The sequence below is a fragment of the Dehalococcoidia bacterium genome (assembly GCA_041649635.1).
In the GTDB taxonomy this organism is placed as follows: Bacteria; Chloroflexota; Dehalococcoidia; order E44-bin15; family E44-bin15; genus JAYEHL01.
Window position 1 is genome coordinate 205,858 of record JBAZMV010000003.1, and the last position, 21,480, is coordinate 227,337.

Genomic DNA, 21,480 nt, shown 5'->3' on the forward strand with positions numbered 1-21,480 from the left:
ACTTATAACAATTGTCAATCGGCTTCACTATTCCGCACAATCCCCATAGTCATAGCTGCAAGCTTCGGTATAGCATGCTTCGTCGCAATTACCGTCCCCTATCATGTATTCATAGCAGCCGGGCGAGCATTCCTGCATAGGTGTAGGCGTCGGAGTTGTATACACGTAACAGCCGTAACCGTAACAACTGCCGCCACCGCCGCCGGTGAAGTTGGCGGGGTTATCATCCGGATCGGTCCAGAAGGGATTGCCGGGGACGCCGCCCTCCCAACAGCAGGCCGTCTTCCCCTCGGGGATTTCCACCGTCTCCCCGTTATTGCTGAAGTCCACAAAATGCTGCCCCTCCTCATTGAAGGTGCTGACACAGGTATGGATTATGCCACCGTCACGCTCCACATTATTGCGGAAGGTCGTGCCCCGCACCGCCGCAGTCCCTGCCGGCGTTTCCACTTCGTATTTCGACGATGAGTCGATGATGTTCTCCACGCGGTTGAGAGTGCTGCCAATCGTCTGGTGGATGCGGACGGTCGTCGAGCCCCCCGACGCGACACTCAGTTCCTCGACCGATATTTCGGTATCTGCCTCAACTTCCATCACGCTGCCATCGAAGAATGTGATGAGCACATAGCCGTCGTCACCTGTTTGTAAGCTGTCGCCCGTTCCGATTTTCATACCCGACGTCGCCTCGATCCAAGAATTCGACCCGTATCTGAGCACCTGAACATCCCCTGCGATATCGGAGAGCGTACCGGTTTCTCCCGTCTGCGTGATCGCGGTCGCCGTCGGCATCGGGGTGGGTGTAGCCTCTTCTCCTCCATTGCCGCAGCCGACTAATGGGATCATAGCCGCCATGATAAGAATTAATGAGAGCGATACGAAAGTCTTTATATATTTCATTCGATTACATATTACTCCGATAAGAACATACCGGAATTCATATTAGAATGAGCGCCATCGCTTGTCAAACTTAGGCTGCGACGTCTGGAGACCGACGAAAAAGAGGTGCAGGAGATTTCTCTCCTGATGGGGGAACTGGGGGTGCCCCCCAGCTTTAAAACTCCCCCAAGACTGGGGGATAAAGGGTGTTGATTAGGACTTTTTCAGCAGTCTGTTCTGAAAACACTCGTTGACACCGTATCGCGCATGAAGTATCCTCTCACGAGGAGGTACAAAAGAACATGAAGAAATACGCTGCTCCCCCCGCCATGACCATCGATCCCAAGAATAGCTACACCGCCACCATAGAGACATCGGCCGGCACGCTGGTGCTGGATTTGTTCGCCGCGGACGCGCCCATGACCGTGAACAACTTCGTTTTCCTGGCCCGTGAAGGCTTTTACGACGGAACGACTTTCCACCGCGTCATCGCCGACTTCATGGCGCAGGGCGGGGACCCGACAGGCACTGGCAGCGGCGGCCCGGGCTACCAGTTCGCCGACGAGTTCAACGCCAAGCTCAAGCACACCACGGGCGCGCTGTCCATGGCCAACGCCGGGCCCGGCACCAACGGCAGCCAGTTCTTCATATGCTACGGGCCTCAGCCGCACCTCAACGGCAGGCACAGTGTCTTCGGTTTGCTGGTAGAGGGCATGGACGTCCTCAAGAAGCTCAAGAACGGCTCCAAGATAATCAGCGTCACCATAAAGGAAGAGCCGAAGAAATAAGTTATCGATTCAATGTAGGGGCGAGGTCGTCTCGCCCTTTGTCATTCTGAAGAAGTCCTTCCACAGGTCGAATTTCGTGGAAGGACGACTGAAGAATCTCGTCTTTCCCCAATCCACCAGACACGAGATTCTTCGTCCTTCCAATAAATCCCGGCATGGAAGGACTCAGAATGACAATTCGTGTTTTTGCTTGACACCCCATGTGTCGATACACTACGATAACTCAACACAGCTCGACCCTAAGGAGATTTAATGCAAGGTAAGACCGTCAAAGAAACCGCCCTCGTTTTCTCGCACTTCGTCACGCCGCAGGACGCCAACTACTACGGCAACGTCCACGGCGGCGTCATCATGAGGATGATAGACGATTGCGGCGGCGTGGTTGCCGCGCGGCACTCGCACGCCAACACGGTGACGGCCTCGGTCGACAGGATCGATTTCCACAATCCGGCGTTCATCGGCGAGATACTTACCTTCAAGGCCGCACTGAATTTCGTGGGCAGGACATCGATGGAGGTCGGCGTCAGTGTCGAGACGGAGAATGTCATGACCGGCGAGAAGCGCCACATCGCATCCGCGTATCTGACATATGTCGCGCTGGACAAAGAGCGCAAGCCGGTGGAGGTGCCGCCCGTAATCCCTGAAACCGACGTGGAAAAGCGGCGCCACGAGCAGGCCGCCAGCAGGAGAGAGCTGCGCCTGGCCGAGAAGAAGCGCGAGCGCGGGGACTAGTTAACGCATCGATAATGTAATTCCAAAGAGCCGACATCGACCATTTGCCTTTCAAATCAGATTTTCTTACACTATCCTCATGCATCCGCTTAAAGAAGAGCTCGCCGAGATCGGACGTTCTCTCAAGCGCAACAGCAGTGAGACGATCATCGTCGCCTCCGCCGTTCTGTTCCTCTGCCTGGAACGGTACCACCCTATCGAACCGGAATGGCTCAGCACCTTCATCTACTGCGCCGTCTGCCCGATAGCGGTAATCTTCATAATCCTGCGCAAGAACCCCCTCGACTTCGGCCTCAGGCTGGGCATCCCCCGCATATGGGGTCTGCACGTGGGCGTGATCTGCCTGATAGCAGCGATTGTTCTGTTCGCGTCCTCTTTCAGTTCCTCACTGCAGAGTTTTTACCAAGCCGCCGACTTCGATTTCCTGAAATACTTCTGGACAAGCTGTATCAGCCTGTTCGCGTGGGAGTTCATCTACCGCGGCTACCTGCTGTTCGGGCTCAAGGACAAGCTCAAAGAGGGCGCTATCCTGTTGCAGATGGTTCCGTTCGCGCTGATGCACCTAGGCAAGCCGGAGCTGGAGACGATAAGCACCATATTCACCGGGATTATCTTCGGCTACGTCGTCTACCGGGGCAAGTCCTTCTGGCCCGCCTTCATCATCCACCTGTTCATAAACATCTTTTTCGTGGGTTTGATAAATCTCAGATATCCGCTGTAGGCCCGATTACTCTAGCCAATACCAGATTTCATGTTCATCAAATGCACAATCGCGAGTCTTTTATGAAACCTCTAAAGGGAGCATTTCTAACTTTCAAACGTCTGATATAATATACCCATTAATAAACATCAGGAAAATTGTATTATGTTACACGCACTTAAAAGCTCGGCCACAGCGAAGATTGCGCTTATTACACTGCTCGCGATTAGCTTTATCTCGGTAGGCTGCTCGAACGCCTGTAACCCGGCGACGGCTGAAATAGAGAGCTTAAAACCTATGGTTTCCAATATAACAGTTGGCTACGAGGACGGCACAACTATAGAGTTGACCCCGGATTCCGCACATTTTGACGAGGTCTGCGATGAAGCTCTCCGCATTGCATTGTCAATCAACAGTCAGTGCCGTTGCGTGTCTAACTTACAAACGGTCGAGCAACTCTCTGAAACTAACCAAGCTTTTATATACGTTTTCTTCTCGCAATCTGTAGATATAACGACCTGCATCTCCGTCGACGAGGAAGGACAAGAGTATATCACGACGAGCGAAGATGGCTATCGAATTATCTCGACGACCGTGATGGTTATATTACCGAATGAAAGTCTTCCCGAGATATGGGCGAGCTGCAACGAAACAGAAGATTTAGGAATTATCTGCGGCTGTTGGGGAAGCGCCAGGTCTGTGAACACAATTAACGACTTGATCAATGACCTTAGATAGCGCGGATCGACTAGATATAGTAAGTGGCAAGAAGGGAGAATTACACCATGATAGACACAATTAAGCGTCGAATCATAACTGCCCTCACAATTATTACTCTGCTTGCTGTCAGCTTCACTTCAATAGGCTGCTCGGATTCCTGCAACCCGACGACGGCTGAAATAGATAACTTAAAACCGATGGTTTCCGGTATAACAGTTGGCTACGAAGACGGCGCAACTATAGAGTTGACCCCGGATTCCGCACATTTCAACGATGTTTGCGACGAAGCGCTGCGCATCGCGTTGTCAATCAACATACACTACAGTGGTCTGCAAACAGTCGAACAACTTTACGAAGCCCACCGTAAGTTCGTATACGTTTCATTTGCACAACCCGTCGAGATAACGACCTGTATCATAGTCCCTGAGGAGGAAAGAGATCATATCACGACCAACGAGGACGGATATCGAATCATAACTCCGACCGAACTGGTAATACTGCCGCAGGGAACCACTCCTGAGATATGCCTGCCTGAGATATGGGCGTGTGCAGAAAACGTTTGTGGTATGTGGGATAGCGCCAGGGCTATGGACACAATTAACGACTTAATCGATGACCTTAGATAGTTCAGTATAAACGGCAGAACAAGCTGCAAGAAACGGGCTACTCCCCCATCTCCCCACACCACCGTCGCATAACAAGTGTGTATTAACCATTGCCTATATAAGATAATTCTAATGCATTTTTATAATAATATTAAGCTATATTATTATGTTGACATTGTTCATATATATATGCTATGCTTGGCCCCACTTGATGCTCATCATATCCTCCATGTTTCTTAAACTATAGACTGTAATATATTATTAATATTACCCATAGGACGAGAAGGGCAAACCCTCTGCAAGGAGGGGACGCAAAGCCACAGATCCCAATATCACGCGTACGGGATAGCTGGGCTGCCGTATATATAATATGGACTGGGCCTTTCTCAATCGAGAAGGGCTTTTTTCTTGTCCACTCATGAAAGGAGGTATAGCACAGACAGATAACGTCAGACATAGCTTTCGTATGCCAATAAAAACATAGTGATTAAGGAGTTTATCAGTGAAAAAAATAAACTTTGTGTTAACCTTTATCTTGGTGCTCTCCATTGCCACTTGCTGCGTGATATCCAGCGCCATGATAGCATGGTCGCAGTCAAGCGGGCCTGGCGAGTCGACTTATAACTATACGCTAGTCAGCACCGCGGCATATTGCGATGTGGATGCCATACCATTTACTGGGAAAACAGGGGCTATTAGCGGCAACTTGAACAGCCGCGTCCTGGCCAATGATACTGAATTCAAAGCTATTTCCGCCAGCGACGACTCCAGGTGGAAAACCTCCGATCCAGGATACGGCGACGAGGTCTTCATGTGGTTCCAACAAACGACGGATGAATATGCCCCTGGTGTTAAACAGATCGATCTAACCTTTGAAGGATATCTGGACACCACTGCAACTTTCCAGATACGGGCATACAACAACAATACCGGCGCATGGGACCAAATCGGCACTACCATGAGCATTCCGTCCGGCTCCGACAGCACTATGACGCGCTCTATCACCAGCAACTGCGACGATTACATAGACTCAACAAACCTCGGCACGCTTAACTGGGGGGTATACGCTTCTGTCACAGACCAGATGAATATCGATTACGTTGAAGCCGTAGTCTCATACGCCACCTGGGAAGAGATGGATAACTACGTTGCGGTTGACGAACTCTTCGGTGTCTGGGGATCAAATTCTTCTGACATCTATGCAGTCGGAGGTAACGGACACACTCAGGACGAAGGCACCATAATGCACTTCAATGGCAACGATTGGCGAGAAGTATACCATTACTCAACGGACTTCTTCTACGATGTCTGGGGTTCTTCATCCTCCGACATATTTGCTGTGGGCCATCAGGGAACAATCGTCCATTACGACGGCAACTCTTGGAGTCAGATGAGTAGTCCTGTATCTAGCGGCCTCTTCAATGTCTGGGGAACTTCTTCTTCCGATGTCTTTGCTGTTGGAACAAGCGGCGTTATATTGCACTATAACGGCTCTTCATGGTCATCAATGACCAGCGGCTCTAATGCAGTCCTTGAGTGCGTGTGGGGAACCTCTTCTTCCGATGTCTTCGCTGTAGGCCTAGATGGAACCATCCTACACTATAACGGCTCTTCATGGTCATCAATGACTAGCGGCACCAGTGATATGCTATGTGGAGTGTGGGGCTCTTCCGCCACAGACGTCTTCGCCGTTGGCACAGGCTATAGCGAAGGTGAATACTACGGTGTTGTCTTACACTACAATGGAAGCAGCTGGTCGAACATGAACGTCAGCTCAGGAAACCTCTTTAAGGTTTGGGGCACTTCATCCTCCGATGTCTTCGCCGTAGGCGGATACTTCGGACATGAAGTCCTGCACTACAACGGCACATCATGGTCGCAGATGGATTGCGACCCCTATTCTTGTCTCTTAGATGTCTGGGGAGTTTCTCCTTACACCGTGTTCGCCGTAGGTGTATACGCCTCAGACGATACCACCGCTATCTTTCAGTATGACTAAACCAAGAGTTTTGTTTCTCCACAGCTGAGTCTTTAACGAAAGCCCGCCATCCTAAAAGATGGCGGGCTTATTCTATAATTAATTCTTTAGAATTACTCCCCCATCGCACTCGAGGCACTTCGGGTGCAAAGCCCACTCCGGCCTCGGCCTGACCGCGACGCCGGCCTCGCGCAGAAGGCGTACCAAAAGACACAGCGGCAGACCGACGACGTTGAGATAGCAGCCGTGGACGCTGGACACCGGAGCGAAAATCGTATTCTGCACCGCATACGCACCCGCCTTGTCCATCGGGTCGCCGGAAGCGATGTAGTCTGCGCTCTCATCGTCGCTATAGTTACGCATCGTAACCCCGGTCGACACGTGGTCTACGAATGAACTTCCGTTGCGGATAACGGCCACGGCGGTGATAACTTCGTGCCGCCGCCCGCGCAGGCGGCGCAGCATATCGGCGGCCTCGGCCTCATCGCGCGGCTTGCCGAGAATCGAACCTTCCAGCACGACGATGGTATCGGCGCCTATGACAGCTTTATCGTGATGCGACGCGGCAACCGACTCCGCTTTGAGCAAAGCCAAGCGCTCGGCGACGGCAGCGGGAGATTCGTCCGACGATATGCTCTCGTCATCGGAGGACGCTGCCGACACGAAATCGAGCCCCAGCGCCAGCAGCAATTCGCGGCGGCGAGGCGACGCGGATGCAAGGACGACGTCAGGCGAGATATCGCTACGGATGATCGTCGCTATGCACTCGACATGATAGGTGTGGGAGAACATGTCGACGGGCTGCACCTCGGCCAGGCGGTAGCCGCCGTCGCACAGGACACGCAAATCGCGCGCCAGGCTCTCCGGGTCGCACGAGACATAGACGACCTTGCGCGGCGCGAGCTTCAGCAGGGCGTCGAGTCCGCTGCGCTGGCAGCCCACGCGCGGCGGATCGAGGATGACGGCGTCGATCGCTATATCGAGCGACGGCAGCAAGACCTCGGTCTTACCTATGATAAACTCGACGTTTTCCAGACCGGCGATGTTGACCTTCGCGTCATCGATAGCGGCGGGCGCCTCCTCGATGGCGATGACCTTACCCGCCTTAGACGCGAGTACGGCGGCGAAGGTGCCCACACCGGCGAAGGCGTCAACGATTACCTCGTTACCCTTAAGATCGAGCCGATCTTCGATGAAATCGATCATGCGCCCCGCCTGCGCCGTGTTCACCTGGAAGAAGGACGGCGACGAGATGCGAAAACGCCGCCCTTTGAGTTCTTCGTCGTACCATTTCTGGCCGGACGGTAGGTCGAGTTCCGGCATCCTGGGCTGGATGAGGTAGCTACCCGTGTTGACTCCGTAGCGCACGGATATCTGTGTTCTCTTCTGGCAGCGCCCCTGTAAGGCCGACAGCGTCTCGTTTATCCACGGATTCATGATGTGGCAATGGTCGACGGCGACGAAATTGCGGCGCCATCGGTGCACGAAGCCGAGGCGGCCGTCGCGGTCGACGGTGAAACGGGCGTGGTTGCGATAGTTCCAGGGTTCGACGGCGGGCAGGGCGGCGCGCAGGGGTGGGGAGGCGAAGCCGCCGATGTCCTGGAGCCGGCGGCGCACCGCCTCGCGCTTTAATTCGAGCTGGAAGCTGTAATCGATATGCTGCCACTGGCATCCGGTGCACGCGCCGAAATGGGGGCAGCGCGGCTCCACTCGATATGGTGACTTCGATGTAATTTCGACGATACGACCGTACAGCATACCGCGACGTCCGCGACGAACATCGACAACGGCCTCCTCACCGGGGATGACGCCCGCGACGAAAACCGCTTCGTCACACATATATGCGACGGCGTCGCCGTGCGGCGCGATATCGACGAATTCTAACGTCGTGCGCTGCGTTTCAGGTGTATTTTTCATCATAATAAAGAGCCTCTCGGAAAAGAGGTGTCCTTCCTCGGAAGGACCGGGGTTTTAGGGGTGTCCCCTATTCCTTTTCTCTTCCCCCAAGACTGGGGGATAACAGGGGGTTGAATAAGACTCTTTCCAACATTCTCACAAGGGCTATTATAACAGTAGGGGCGAAAAATTTTTCGCCCCTACGTTAGAAATCGCGGAACAATGTTCAAAATATCACCCGATGATCTCTCCTTCGTCCTCCGTCACCTTGCAGCGGTACTCCGAGCATTCATTCGGAATCTCCTCCTCGGTCAGCAGCTTCTCCAGCAGGGCGGCCGTCTTCTCCGCCGCCTCGAAGTGGGGAAGTATCACAAAATCGGCTCCGGCGGCCCATAACTTCTTGGCCGCCTCTATGCTTTCGGCGGTGACCACTACCCTGGCCTTGGGATTAACCCTCTTCGTGTAGTTGAGCAGCGCCAGGTTGCTCGTGCCTTTCAGAATCGTATCGGGTATGGTCGAGACCACGACTTTCGCCTCCTCGATCCCGCACTCCTTCAGCGTCCCGGTATTGCCCAGATCGCCGAAATCGCATTTAACGCCGTGTCTGCCCAGCTTGCGGTGAACCTCCGGATTGAAATCGATGACCTCGATCTTATCCTTGATGGCAGGGTTCAGCTTCTCCACCGCCTGCAGCAGATGGCTGGCTATCTTGTAGAAACCCAGGAACAGTATAGGGCGATGCGCTTCGGCCCCGGCGCCATCTTCCTCTTTTATCCCCACATCCGGCATCTTCATCTTCTTAAGCACGCGGTCCGCCAGCAGGTACAGCTTGTGGCTGTAGGTCATCATGTATGTGGACGAAAGGAACGTGATCATCACGGTGAAGAGCACGATGGTCATCACGCTTTCATTGATGTGACCGTACGTGATCCCGATGGCAACGATGACAAGGGCGAACTCGCTTATCTGCGACAGGTTTAGCGGCACAAGGAAACTTACCCGGATGCCCTTCTTCATCAGGTACAGCGCCGGGAACGTGGAAATGAAACGGCTCGCTATCAGGAACAGGGCCGCCAAAAGCGACCAAACGAAAATATTCAGCGTAGGCTCGGTTACCCTCATACCCAGTGAGACGAAGAACAGGATGAGGAAGAAGGAGCGGATGCTGCTGACCCTGTCGTTTATCTCCTGCTTATAGGGGAAGGCGAATAAGCTGACGCCGGCGATGAGGGCGCCCATGGCCCGGCTTAATTCCAGGACATCGCCCGAGACCCATGAGACAAGGAAACACCACCCCAGCGCCGCCACCAGTATAAGCTCGGGATTCTTGGCTATGCCCCGGAAGACGAACGGCAATATGTAACGGCTGACAAGTACGCTTCCAGCGATTAGCCCCACCCCCTTGAGAAGCGAAAGCCCCAGGGTGCCTATCGCGGGATCAGCCAGATTAGGCTGAACGGTAAGGAATATGATAGCCCAGATGTCCTGCAAAACCAGGATGCCCAGTGTGATGCGGCCCGGCAGTGTATCCAGCTCGAACTTATCGTAGAGCACCTTGACCACGATCATAGTGCTGCTGAGGGCGAAGACGATGGCCAGATACAAAGTGGCATACTGACCGCCGTCGCTGAATGCCGGCAGCTTGAAGAAAGCAAAACCCAGGCCTACGCATATGGCGAACTGAAGCACCGCTACGACGAGAAGCGACTTGCCGGACTGTTTAATCTTCCTGAGGTCGAGCTCCAGCCCTACCATGAACATGAGCGCTATCAAGCCCAGTTCAGAGGTGAAATTTATCGCGTCGGGGTTGGTCACCCACTTGAGCCCGAGCTGCGGCCCGATGATGATGCCGGCGATGATATATCCCATGATGACAGGCTGGCGCAGCCTGTGCATTATGTAGCCCATGACCGCGGCGGCCACGATGGAGATTAGTACCCCGCGGATTATTTCAAGTTCTTCCATCTATGTTTTCTTTTTCGGAAAGCGATATTCGTAAATTAAAATATTATGTCAGTTCCGGGTTGTCAAAGTCAACTGCAATCAATAAACGCAACCGGCGGCCGACGTCACAATTCTTTGCCGTCGATTGTTATAGACCATATCCTCCATGAGCCGTCGTACCTGGTCAGGCCGGCGTTGAACGACAGCTTCGCTCCATCGCCGTAGACGATATCGCCGCGTATCACCGAGAGGCTCATATTCGTCGATTGCGACTCTTTGGTATCCACACGCCATCCCGATGATTCGACATGTTCGTATTCCGCGAACAGTTCGTCATAATTTTCATCGATGAAATCCTGGATGTCGCTCTTCGACGCGCCCAGCCCGACATAGAGGGCATCGGCCGAGGCATAATTACGGGACTGACCCGCCGACATGAACTGCTCCACGCAATCCTCGGCAGGGCCGATGTCAGTGCCCAGCGACCATACCTGAACGGCCACGACTATGAGAGCGATGAAAACCGTGCCGATGAAAAACAGCCACTTCTTCATGCAGCAAACCTCTCATTCCCGCCGACGCGGATACGGATATAAGCAACCGATCTGATTATAGTATAAATGACAACGAATGGTTAATGATAATGACCGCGGATAACTGCGAAGTTAGCTTCACGACTTCGGGAGAATCGCCGATTACCAGCCTAGCACGTAGGCGAAGACCAGCGGCGCAACGATGGTGGCGTCGGACTCGATGATGAACCTGGGCGTGTCGACGCCGAGCTTGCCCCATGTGATCTTCTCGTTGGGCACGGCGCCGGAGTAGGAGCCGTAGCTGGTTGTGCTGTCGCTCACCTGGCAGAAGTAATCCCACAGCGGCACGTCCCGCTCCAGGTCCAGCTGAAGCATGGGCACAACGCAGATAGGGAAGTCGCCGGTGATGCCGCCGCCGATCTGGAACATGCCCATCGGATGCTTCTTTGTCGTTTTGGTGTAATAATCGGCCAGCCAGACCATGTACTCTACGCCGGTGCGCACGGTATGCGGGTTCTTAATATTCCCACGAATAACATATGATGCGTACATGTTGCCTAGGGTGCTGTCCTCCCACCCCGGAACGACGATGGGCACCTTTTTCTCCATCGCGGCCAGCATCCACGAATTTTTGGGGTCGATCTGATAGAACTTCTTCATCCCGCCGCCGGCCAGGAGCTGCTGCAGGAACTCGTGGGGGAAGTAGCGCTCGCCTTTCCTGTCCGCCTTCTCCCAGAGCTTTAGTATGGGCTTTTCCATACGCTCCATGATCGCGTACTCGGGGATACAGGTATCGGTCACGCGGTTCAGGCGGCTGTCGAGAAGCGCCTTTTCCTCTTTAGGCGTAAGGTGGCGGTAGTTAGGCACGTCCTCGTATAGGTCGTAGGCGATGAGATTGAAGACGTCCTCTTCGAGGTTGGCGCCGGTGCAAGTGATGAGATGTACCTTGTCCTTACGTATCATCTCGGCCAGCGACAGGCCCAGCTCCGCGGTGCTCATAGCGCCGCCCATGGATACCATCATCTTTCCGCCCCGCGACAGGAAATCGCGGTAGGCTCGCGCCGCATCGAGCAATACGGCGGCGTTGAAGTGACGATAGTGATGCTCAATGAACGAACCTACAGGACCGAGCGGCTGAAGCTTCGCTCCAGACCTAGAACGAGTATTTTTATTCCCTTGTTTCTGCTTCGATCGCGCTCTGGGCCCTGAAGTTATGGCCATAGAAATAACTCCTTGATTACGCTTGCAGAATCGCGCCGCCGATTACATTTAATGAAGGCCACGCAGACACAACTGCAGTAATTATCGGCAAGGCTTTCAGGCTCGACTATGTGTCAGTTCCGACCCGGCGCTAATCTTCTTCAGATGGCTCTTCCTCAGGCGGCTCGATCTCTGCGGAAGGCTCCTCTATCAGGTCCTCTTCCTCCCCCTTCTCCGCCGCCAGTTCCTCAGCCAATGCCATCTCGTCTCTAATCAGACCGCCGTCCAATGCCTCCAGCAGCGCTCCCTCAAAGGTCTTCTCATCCAGAACGAGCGGAGGAGGAGGCATCAACGAAGCCATAGCCTCGGGCGAGAGAACACACCTTGCCGGTATCAGCTTGCCTATGATGACATTCTCCTTGAGTCCGAGCAGTTTGTCCGTCTTACCTGCCACCGCGGCCTCGGTAAGGACCCTCGTAGTCTCCTGGAATGATGCCGCCGACAGGAAACTGTTCGTATTCAACGAAGCCTTCGTTATCCCCAATAGAACCGGTTGCGCCGTAGCCGGCTCGCCGCCTTCGGCCAGCACCTTGGCGTTGATATCTTCATAAGTAAAGCGGTCCACAAGCTCGCCGGGTAGCAGTTCGGTGTCCCCGGGGACATCTATTCTTACCTTGCGCAGCATCTGGCGCACTATGGTCTCGATATGTTTATCGTTGATGGCCACGCCCTGGGAGCGATATACCTGCTGCACTTCGTCTACCAGGTACTGCTGCACGGACTCCCGCCCCATGATACGAAGCAGATCCTGCGGATTTAGGAAACCTTCCGTGATCTGTTGCCCGGCATGCACCTGCTGGCCCGACTCGACAATGATGTGCGACGCGGCCGAAACGATATATTCGCGCTGTTCCTTCTCCTCATATGAGATGGAGATCAGATTTTTGTCGACACTCACTGTGCCGGCAACCCTGGCGATATGCGGAGCAGCCTCGGCCTCCGTTGTCAGCGCCTTGGAGCCCTTTCCCGGCTCGGCAAGGACCTCCCCCACATCGACCCATTGCCCCGTGCTGACGCTGGCCTTCCAGCCTGAAGGGAGGGTAACCTCCTCCTTGTATGTTTCAGAACTTTCCACCTTGATCTTGCGCTCATCTTCTCCCTCAATGACCTGTACCTGTCCGTCTATCTCGGAGATGACCGCCTGGATCTTCGGCGAACGAGCCTCAAACAACTCTTCAACGCGAGGCAGACCACTGATGATATCCTGTCCGGCGACGCCTCCCGTATGGAACGTGCGCAGGGTTAACTGCGTGCCGGGCTCGCCGATGCTCTGGGCCGCGATGATCCCCACCGCCTCGCCCATCCTGACCCTTGTCCCGTGCGCCAAGCTCCTGCCGTAGCACTTCTGGCAGACGCCGTGCCTGAGCTGGCAGGACAGCGCCGATCTAACGTAAACGCTCTTGATCCCGGCCTGAACGATTTCCTTGGCCTTGCCTTCATCGATCTCTTCATCCTTCTCGATAATGACCTCGCCGGTTTTAGGATGTACGATATCTTCTATAACGATCCTGCCAGATATTCGTTCCTCGAAAGGCGCTATGATCCGCCTTCCCGAATCCGATGTGATCCATATGCCGGAAGTCGTGCCGCAGTCCTCTTCAAGCACGATAACGTCCTGAGCCACATCCACGAGCCTTCTTGTAAGGTAACCGCTGTCCGCGGTGCGTAAGGCGGTATCGGCGAGGCCTTTTCTGGCGCCGTGCGTGGATATAAAGTATTCCAGCGCCGTTAAACCCTCGCGGAAGCTGGAGCGGATAGGCAGGTCGATAACCCGCCCCGACGGGTCGGCCATCAGTCCTCGCATGCCGGCCATTTGTCTTATCTGCGCAATGTTTCCTTTGGCCCCCGAAGTAGCCATCAAATATATTGAGCCGTACTTATCCAGGTTCTCCTCGATGGCCTTGGATACCCGGTCGGTCGCCTCCGACCATAGTCTAACCGTGTTGGTATAGCGTTCATCCTCGGAGATAAGCCCCTTCTGGAACTGGCTGTCGACCTCGGCCACCTTCTTGTCTATCTCTTCCAATATCCCTTTCTTGGACTCCGGCGCCTGCATATCATGTATCGCTATACTGCAACCCGACTGCGTAGCATAACGGAACCCGAGTCTTTTGATATCGTCGGCAAGTTTTGCGGCCTTCTCGTTGCCCAGCTTCTTGTAGCAATCGGCCACCATGCGCCTCAGCGTCCCTTTATCTGTCGTCTTATTTAAGAATCCCAGTTCCTCGGGAACGACTTCATTAAAAATGATGCGTCCAACCGTGGTCTTTAAGCGTTCTCCTTCCGCATTCCTTGCCTCGATCTCGGCACCAAGGTCTATTATGCCCATATCGTAAGCCAGCTTTGCTTCCTCAAAGTCGCTGAAGGCCAGCCCTTTGCCTTTCCCGTTTACCTTGGGCATGGTCAGGTAGTAACACCCCAGAACGATATCGAGGGTGGCGGCCACCGCCGGTTCGCCCGAACTTGGCAGCAGCATGTTCCTTGTGGAGAGCATGACCTCCCGCGCCTCCAGAACCGCCGCCCTGGAAAGAGGAACGTGCACCGCCATCTGGTCGCCGTCAAAGTCGGCATTAAACGCGGTGCAGACCAGAGGGTGTATCTGAATGGCGCTGCCGTCTATCAGAACGGGCTCGAATGCCTGGATGCCCAGCCGGTGCAGTGTGGGGGCGCGGTTAAGCAGAACCGGCCGCTCCTTCATCACAATCGTTAAAGCGTCCCAGACCTCCGGCCTTTCCCTCTCCACCAGGCGCTTGGCGCTCTTGATATTGTGGGCATGGCCCTGAATTATGAGATGGTGCATCACAAACGGTTTGAACAGCTCGAGGGCCATCCGCTTGGGCAAACCGCACTGACCCAGCGTCAACTCAGGTCCGACCACGATGACCGAACGTCCGCTATAGTCAACACGCTTGCCGAGAAGGTTCTGGCGGAAGCGTCCCTGTTTGCCCCTGAGCATATCCGACAGCGATTTCAGCTTATGATTGCCGGCGCTCGTTATGGCCCTGCCCCTGCGGCCGTTGTCGATAAGGGAATCCACGGCCTCCTGGAGCATCCTCTTCTCATTGCGAACGATAATCTCGGGCGCGCCCAGGTCCAGCAGCCTGCGCAGCCTATTATTGCGGTTGATCGTCCTGCGATAAAGATCATTAAGGTCCGACGTGGCGAACCTGCCGCCGTCGAGCTGCACCATAGGACGCAGGTCCGGAGGAAGCACGGGAAGAACCGACATGATCATCCATTCCGGCTTATTCCCGCTCCTCCTTAGCGCCTCCACCACCTTGAGCCTCTTTATCGCCTTCTTGCGGCGCTGGCCGGTGCTGGACTTGGTCTCTTTATAAAGCTCCTCGCTCAATCCGTTCAGATCGAGCGTGGCCAGTATATCCAGGACAGCTTCGGCTCCCATGCCGTTCTTGAATACGCCCGGATATCTATCGCCAAGTTCGCGGTGTTTATTATCGCCGAGCAGAACCAGTTTCTTGATCTCTTCTACTTCGTCGATCCTGCTGTTTATCTCATCCCAGCGTTTCTGCTTCTCTCCGGCTATCTCCGGAGTTGTTTCCTCTGTGGACTCTATAGCTGCTAACTGCTCCCTTAGCCCGGCCAGAGCCTTTTCCTTGGCCGCTTCGTCCACGCTTGTAATGATATATTGGGAGAAATACAGTACGCGCTCCAGGTTTCGCGGCGAAATGTCCAGAAGCAGGCCCAGCACGCTGGGCGTGCCTTTGACAAACCATATGTGGCTCACCGGAGCCGCCAGCTCTATGTGACCCATGCGCTCGCGGCGCACCCGGGCCCGGGCTACCTCGACGCCGCACTTATCGCAGATGATCCCGCGGTAGCGTACTTTTTTGTATTTTCCACAATAGCACTCAAAATCCTTGGTCGGGCCAAATATCCGCTCACAGAAAAGGCCGTCCCGCTCCGGCTTAAGCGTGCGGTAATTAACGGTCTCGGGCTTGGTTACCTCGCCCCAGGACCAGCTTCTTATCTGCTCCGGCGAAGCCAGAGAAATCCTCACTGCGCTAAAATCGTTAACTTCAAGCACCAATGTCTCTCCCTTCGAGTCTCGGCATCTTTGCACCCGGATACTCGCCCAGGTCGGTGGCCAGCACCACGCTTTCCTCGTCATCATTCAAGACTTCAACCGCAAGACCCAGGCTCTGCAGCTCCTTTACCAGAACCTTGAAGGATTCCGGCACTCCCGGCTCCCAGATGGTGTCGCCTTTGATAATAGCCTCGTATGTCTTGGCCCGGCCTGTGACGTCGTCGGATTTGACGGTCAGCAGTTCCTGGAGCACGTGGGCCGCGCCGTAAGCCTCTAGCGCCCACACCTCCATCTCGCCGAAACGCTGGCCGCCGAACTGCGCCTTGCCGCCCAGCGGCTGCTGTGTTATAAGCGAATATGAACCGGTTGAGCGGGCGTGCGCCTTATCTTCAACCAGGTGAATCAGTTTCATTAAATATGTACATCCCACCGTGACCGGCTGATCGAACGGCTCTCCCGTCCGGCCGTCATACAGAGTAGTCGAGCCCCAGATCGGCAGAGGAATGCTTTTATCCTTGCTGGTCTTCAGCGCCGCCGCCAATAACTCCTCATCATCGATACCCGCTTTCACCTTCGCCCCCACATCCTTCATCCATAACAGCAGCGCAACACGTCTGGCTTCCCCGACATGATCGTTACCGAAGACCTTTGCCCCGTCATATCCCAGGCCGTCCAGATACGCTTTGGCTATATCGACCTCGAAACGGTCGCCCTTCTCGGGGTCGGGAACGATGGCGTTTGTCCGGTGAGCGAGCCAGGCCTGGGCCAGCGCGTCCTCGATATCATCGTTGTCGGCGCCGTCGAACACCGGCGTATCGACCCTGAAGCCCAGCGTCTTAGCGGCCCATCCGAGGTGCGTTTCCAACACCTGTCCCAGGTTCATACGCGACGGCACGCCGATGGGGTTTAGAACAATATCCACATGCCGCCCATCCGGCAGGAAAGGCATATCCTCTACGGGCAGGACTCTGGCGACCACTCCCTTGTTGCCATGCCTCCCCGAAACCTTATCGCCTTCGGAGATTTTTCTCAACTGCGCCACCCACACGCGCACCATTCTGTTAACGCCTGGCGGGAGCTCGCTATGCGTCTCGCGGGTGAACTCCTTGACATCTATAACCTTGCCCCATTCGCCGTGGGGCACCCTGAGCGACGAATCCTTCACATCCCGGGCCTTGTCACCGAATATGGCGCGCAGCAGCTTCTCCTCGGCGCTGAGCTCCGCTTCTCCCTTGGGCGTGATCTTGCCCACAAGGATGTCTCCCGGCTTGACTTCGGCACCGACACGCACCACACCTTTTTCATCTAAATTTCTTAGACTTTCCTCGCCTACGTTGGGGATATCCCGGGTAATCTCCTCGGGTCCAAGCTTGGTATCCCTGGACTCTATCTCGTGCTTCTCTACATGGATAGAGGTGAACTTATCCTCTTTAACCAGGCTCTCGCTGATAACCACCGCATCCTCGAAATTGTACCCTTCCCAGCACATGAAGGCGCAAAGGACATTCCTTCCCAGCGCCAGTTCGCCATGATCGGTGGAGGAGCTGTCGGCTAGCACCTGTCCCTTCTTAATCTTGTCTCCTTTAGAAACAAGGGGGCGCTGATTAATGCAGGTTCCCTGGTTCGAGCGGGCGAATTTTGTCAACGGATACACGTGGTCCTTTTTCCCGTCTTTGATCACTATCTGCTTGGAGGTAACGGACTTTATGACCCCGTCTCGATCCGCGATCAGCACCTGTCCGCTGTCATACGCCGCTTGCGCCTCCATGCCGGTCCCTATTATCGGGGACTCGGCCCAGATTATCGGAACTGCCTGACGCTGCATATTGGATCCCATCAGAGCGCGGTTGGCATCGTCATGCTCCAGGAAGGGAATAAGCGCCGTGGAAACGCTCACGATCTGCTTGGGTGAGACGTCCATAAGGTTGACCTTGGTAGCCAGCGACTCTTCGAACTTGCTGCCGAGTCTGGCCTCCACCCTTTCGTTAACGAACTGGTTTCTCTCACCCAGAGGCTCGTTCGCCTGCGCGATAGCGTATTCATCCTCTTCATCCGCTGAGAAATATATGACCGCATTAGATACAAAAGGAGAAACTCTGATCTTCCCCTTGCTTAATTTGGAAAGCTTCGCCGCCGCTTTTTCAGTAATCTTAGTACCGGCCTTAAGCACCGTCTTTCCGTCATCATCGACTACATCCTCTGTCGCGACCCGGCCCGCGAGCTCCGCGGAATCGTTGTCCATTTCATGAACAACCCTGCGGTAGGGCGCCTGGATGAATCCGTATTCGTCAATTATGCTGAACGTGGAGAGCGATCCTATCAGACCGATGTTGGGACCTTCAGGAGTCTCGATAGGACATATGCGACCGTAGTGCGAATAGTGAACATCCCTGACCTCGAATCCGGCGCGCTCCCTGGAAAGACCGCCCGGGCCCAGCGCGGAGACCCTGCGCTTGTGGGTTAGTTCCGCCAGCGGATTGGTCTGGTCCATGAACTGTGACAGCTGCGAGGCTCCGAAGAACTCGCGCATGGCGGCCACCACCGGCCTTACATTAATCAATGCGCTCGGCGTGACCGACTCCGGGTCGATTATGCTCATGCGCTCCTTGATCACGCGCTCCATGCGCAAGAGACCGATCCTGAACTGATTCTGGATCAGCTCGCCTACAGTGCGCACCCTTCGATTTCCCAGGTGATCTATGTCGTCTGAGTTATCGGAGCCGGTATTAACCATAATGATATGGCGTACTATCTCTATGAGGTCCTCGCCGGTGGCCGTCTGATGAGTGCGGGGTATATCGAGATTCAGGCGCTTGTTAACCTTGTAGCGCCCAACGCGTCCCATATTGTATCGCCTGGGATTGAACAGCAGGTTTTCTATGAGGCTCTGGGCGTTATCCATTGAAGGAGGGTCACCGGGACGCAACCGCCTGTAGAATTCGATCAGCGCCGTTTCTTTACTGTGTACTATGGAATCCCGCTCTATAGTCGCCTGTATATAGCGATGGCCGTCCGGCACCCCCTCGAAGAGCTTCAGTATCTCCTCGTCGCTGCTGTAACCGACGGCTCTCAGCATGGTTGTGACGGGGATTTTCCTCTTTCCGTCCACTTTTACCGAGATGACATCCTTGCTGCTGGTCTCAAACTCCAGCCAGGCGCCTCTCTCCGGTATCAATTTAGCAAAACACAGGTGTCTGCCGGTGGTGACATCCTGCTCAAGGGTAAAATATACGCCTGGGGAACGGATCAACTGGCTGACCACGACCCGCTCCGCTCCATTAATAATGAAGGTGCCTTTGGGCGTCATGAGGGGAAAATCGCCCATGAAGATGTCTTGTTCCTTGATCTCTCCTGTATCCTTGATGATAAGCTGCACTTTGACATAAAGAGGAGCAGCGTATGTGATGTCGCGTTCCCTGCATTCCCGCTCCGAGCGCTTGTCCGGAGCGGCGTTCCGCATATATTCCCAGAACTGCTCATCATCCTTGAATGCCGGCATTTTAGCGCCGCTCTTCTCGCCGAATCCGTAACTTAGGAACCGCAGCTCGAACCTGGACCCGGAGAAATCCTGTATCGGGGAAATCTCATCAAGCAGCGTCCTTAAGCCTCCGCGCTCATCCGGGCTCAAGTAATACGGCCTTTCGTCACAGAACCTGCGGTAGGAGTTCAGCTGGATTTGTATGAGGTTGGGCACCTCTAAGATGTGGGCTATCCTGGAATACGATTTCCTGGGTGCAGCCCCTTGGCTGACCGTTTGCATAGAACTCATAAATCCCCCCTAAAAAAGGCAAAAAATACCCCGTAAAAAATAGAAGCTTTAAATCACGAGGAAATAAAAAAAAGCATCGAGGCCTTCATTCGCAAATTGTAATGTTACCAGAAAAGTGCGCCCCTGTCAATACATTTTCGTTCTGCTTTATTATATTACTTGTTGCTAAATTTATCCAGCCCCATTTCCTTAATCCAAAAAACTCATAATAAAAGAGGGCTGGATTTCTCCAGCCCTCCTCGTTTTCATAAAAGAATCTGATTGAAACTACGGCGCCGGATCGTAGTACTGGATTGTCAACTTGGGTGTATCGGCTCCATTGTCATCAGAATAGAACCCTTTATATCCCTCAAATGTTGTTTCATCGGTATCTCTTAGCGTCAAACCCCGATTTGGCAGCGAGCCTGATATCCACCCTTGTACCAGGTCATCTATATCCCAATAGATCCAATCGTCCGTATGAATTGCAGGGACTGTAGTCGTCGCAACGACTCCGGCAACTATAGCGGGTTGGTTGTCCCACGTGATGGTAGTTTCATCCCATGTACCAGTCACGCGATAAACCCCTACAGGACCCTCAGTGGAACCGCCAGCATTGTCTTCATAAAACAAGCCGAGCTTCGCATCGATTATCACAGCGGATGAAGGTACACTTCCAAGAAGGAATTGAATATACGCTCTGCATTGCGAACCAAGGGCATTGCCGCTGACGAATATCTCTGCATTGGTACCCCTGTTAGAACTTGGGTCCCCTTCAAATACGTATGCATCCTTACCAGTAAGCGCATCCGGCTGTATAGTCACCGATTGTGTGGGAGACCAATCAAGCGCCCAGTTTACATATTCAGTCGCTCCGCCGAATACCGGCACGGACTCCGTGCGCCACTCGTAGTGCGGATATACAAGCCTGACAACGTGCGGCCCCTCGTTAAGGTGAGTAGCGACATAAGGCGTTATGCTTCCGGTATCCACACCGTCTATGTACACCGCTGCCCCAGAGGGAGTGGACTGTATATCAATCGAACCCTGGGAAGGAGTTGGAGCCACCGTCGATGTTGCCGTAGGAGTAGGAGATGCCGTCGATGTTGGCGTGGGTGTAGGCGTCGGAGCGTTGGCAACAACGATCGCTACGCTGTCTTGATCGGTTCCGCCGTTGCCATCATCGACAGTAACCGTTACGGTAAACGTTCCTTCTACATTCGGCGCAATCCATGTCCGCGTAGTGCCTGAACCCTGTAATTCTCCCCCTGTATATTCCCAGTCATAGTCCAATGTATCACCATCCGGATCACTCGCTACGCACGTTATAGTCGATGAGTGACCTGTAGTTACACTGGATGGATTTGCTGTCAAACTTGTGATCGTCGGGGCCTGGTTCTCCCCACCACCGCTCATAGCCATCACCACCCCGACCGCAATTCCGGCTATAACAGCTATGACAACGATAACGATAACCGCCACAGCCCAGCCGGGAACGCCTCCGCCCTTCTTAGGCGGCTTCTGCTTCGCTTTAGCACCCTTAGGTTCAACAGGTTCCTTAGGCGGCTCCTGCCCGCCCTCAGGTACTTTCCCTTCATCCGTAGCCATAACAGCACCTCCTGCCTTTTTGTGATACGCCGATTATCCTTTTAAGT

At 54.2% G+C, this 21,480-nt stretch carries 13 protein-coding genes, 2 pseudogenes and 1 riboswitch; of the genes and pseudogenes, 6 read left to right on the plus strand and 9 right to left on the minus strand.

Going from position 1 to position 21,480, the window contains the following annotated elements:
- Nucleotides 1-27: 27 nt before the first annotated feature.
- The gene (locus WC562_06360) at nucleotides 28-897 is read right to left on the minus strand and encodes a FecR domain-containing protein (protein ID MFA5055777.1); all 870 of its coding nucleotides are present in this window, start codon (nucleotides 895-897) and stop codon (nucleotides 28-30) included.
- A gap of 281 nt (nucleotides 898-1,178) precedes the next feature.
- Here WC562_06360 and WC562_06365 point away from each other — a divergent pair, with 281 nt between their 5' ends.
- From WC562_06365 to WC562_06390, 6 genes are all read left to right on the plus strand, one after another.
- Entirely contained in the window at nucleotides 1,179-1,664 is a 486-nt protein-coding gene (locus tag WC562_06365) for a peptidylprolyl isomerase (protein MFA5055778.1), read from the plus strand.
- Between the two features lie 252 nt (nucleotides 1,665-1,916).
- The gene (locus WC562_06370) at nucleotides 1,917-2,396 is read left to right on the plus strand and encodes an acyl-CoA thioesterase (GenBank protein MFA5055779.1); all 480 of its coding nucleotides are present in this window, start codon (nucleotides 1,917-1,919) and stop codon (nucleotides 2,394-2,396) included.
- Between the two features lie 79 nt (nucleotides 2,397-2,475).
- On the plus strand, nucleotides 2,476-3,117 hold the full coding sequence (locus tag WC562_06375; protein ID MFA5055780.1) for a CPBP family intramembrane glutamic endopeptidase: 642 nt from the start codon (nucleotides 2,476-2,478) through the stop codon (nucleotides 3,115-3,117).
- Between the two features lie 144 nt (nucleotides 3,118-3,261).
- Nucleotides 3,262-3,834 carry a hypothetical protein gene (locus tag WC562_06380; protein MFA5055781.1) on the plus strand — a complete coding sequence of 191 codons (573 nt, stop codon included), beginning with the start codon at nucleotides 3,262-3,264 and terminating at the stop codon, nucleotides 3,832-3,834.
- A 47-nt stretch (nucleotides 3,835-3,881) separates the two neighbouring features.
- A complete protein-coding gene (locus tag WC562_06385; protein ID MFA5055782.1) occupies nucleotides 3,882-4,442 on the plus strand; it encodes a hypothetical protein in 561 nt (186 codons plus the stop codon).
- 255 nt (nucleotides 4,443-4,697) lie between these two features.
- Nucleotides 4,698-4,783: riboswitch (cyclic di-GMP riboswitch) on the plus strand.
- 140 nt (nucleotides 4,784-4,923) lie between these two features.
- Nucleotides 4,924-6,420: a hypothetical protein gene (locus WC562_06390; GenBank protein MFA5055783.1), complete on the plus strand. Its 1,497-nt coding sequence runs from the start codon at nucleotides 4,924-4,926 to the stop codon at nucleotides 6,418-6,420.
- Between the two features lie 78 nt (nucleotides 6,421-6,498).
- On the opposite strand, the gene rlmD is transcribed toward WC562_06390, so the two are convergent.
- The 8 genes and pseudogenes from rlmD to WC562_06430 all read right to left on the minus strand — a co-directional run bounded on the left by rlmD (nucleotide 6,499) and on the right by WC562_06430 (nucleotide 21,433).
- Nucleotides 6,499-8,319 carry a 23S rRNA (uracil(1939)-C(5))-methyltransferase RlmD gene (gene rlmD, locus WC562_06395; protein MFA5055784.1) on the minus strand — a complete coding sequence of 607 codons (1,821 nt, stop codon included), beginning with the start codon at nucleotides 8,317-8,319 and terminating at the stop codon, nucleotides 6,499-6,501.
- A 210-nt stretch (nucleotides 8,320-8,529) separates the two neighbouring features.
- Nucleotides 8,530-10,260 carry a cation:proton antiporter gene (locus tag WC562_06400; protein MFA5055785.1) on the minus strand — a complete coding sequence of 577 codons (1,731 nt, stop codon included), beginning with the start codon at nucleotides 10,258-10,260 and terminating at the stop codon, nucleotides 8,530-8,532.
- 104 nt (nucleotides 10,261-10,364) lie between these two features.
- Nucleotides 10,365-10,793, minus strand: coding sequence for a hypothetical protein (locus tag WC562_06405; GenBank protein MFA5055786.1), 429 nt, complete (start codon nucleotides 10,791-10,793; stop codon nucleotides 10,365-10,367).
- Between the two features lie 141 nt (nucleotides 10,794-10,934).
- On the minus strand, nucleotides 10,935-11,993 hold the full coding sequence (locus WC562_06410; GenBank protein MFA5055787.1) for a deoxyhypusine synthase family protein: 1,059 nt from the start codon (nucleotides 11,991-11,993) through the stop codon (nucleotides 10,935-10,937).
- Nucleotides 11,994-12,123: 130 nt separating this feature from the next.
- Entirely contained in the window at nucleotides 12,124-16,077 is a 3,954-nt protein-coding gene (gene rpoC, locus WC562_06415) for a DNA-directed RNA polymerase subunit beta' (GenBank protein ID MFA5055788.1), read from the minus strand.
- Nucleotides 16,078-16,138: 61 nt separating this feature from the next.
- Nucleotides 16,139-18,160: pseudogene (locus WC562_06420) on the minus strand (DNA-directed RNA polymerase subunit beta).
- A 225-nt stretch (nucleotides 18,161-18,385) separates the two neighbouring features.
- Nucleotides 18,386-19,846 (minus strand): annotated as a pseudogene (locus WC562_06425) (DNA-directed RNA polymerase subunit beta).
- Between the two features lie 267 nt (nucleotides 19,847-20,113).
- Nucleotides 20,114-21,433, minus strand: coding sequence for a DNRLRE domain-containing protein (locus WC562_06430; protein ID MFA5055789.1), 1,320 nt, complete (start codon nucleotides 21,431-21,433; stop codon nucleotides 20,114-20,116).
- Between the last annotated feature and the right edge of the window lie 47 nt (nucleotides 21,434-21,480).

Coding starts and splice junctions, on each gene's coding strand:
- WC562_06360 (MFA5055777.1), bottom strand. CDS start 897: ATGAAATATATAAAGACTTTCGTATCGCTCTCATTAATTCTTATCATG.
- WC562_06365 (MFA5055778.1), top strand. CDS start 1,179: ATGAAGAAATACGCTGCTCCCCCCGCCATGACCATCGATCCCAAGAAT.
- WC562_06370 (MFA5055779.1), top strand. CDS start 1,917: ATGCAAGGTAAGACCGTCAAAGAAACCGCCCTCGTTTTCTCGCACTTC.
- WC562_06375 (MFA5055780.1), top strand. CDS start 2,476: ATGCATCCGCTTAAAGAAGAGCTCGCCGAGATCGGACGTTCTCTCAAG.
- WC562_06380 (MFA5055781.1), top strand. CDS start 3,262: ATGTTACACGCACTTAAAAGCTCGGCCACAGCGAAGATTGCGCTTATT.
- WC562_06385 (MFA5055782.1), top strand. CDS start 3,882: ATGATAGACACAATTAAGCGTCGAATCATAACTGCCCTCACAATTATT.
- rlmD (MFA5055784.1), bottom strand. CDS start 8,319: ATGATGAAAAATACACCTGAAACGCAGCGCACGACGTTAGAATTCGTC.
- WC562_06400 (MFA5055785.1), bottom strand. CDS start 10,260: ATGGAAGAACTTGAAATAATCCGCGGGGTACTAATCTCCATCGTGGCC.
- WC562_06405 (MFA5055786.1), bottom strand. CDS start 10,793: ATGAAGAAGTGGCTGTTTTTCATCGGCACGGTTTTCATCGCTCTCATA.
- WC562_06410 (MFA5055787.1), bottom strand. CDS start 11,993: ATGGCCATAACTTCAGGGCCCAGAGCGCGATCGAAGCAGAAACAAGGG.
- WC562_06430 (MFA5055789.1), bottom strand. CDS start 21,433: ATGGCTACGGATGAAGGGAAAGTACCTGAGGGCGGGCAGGAGCCGCCT.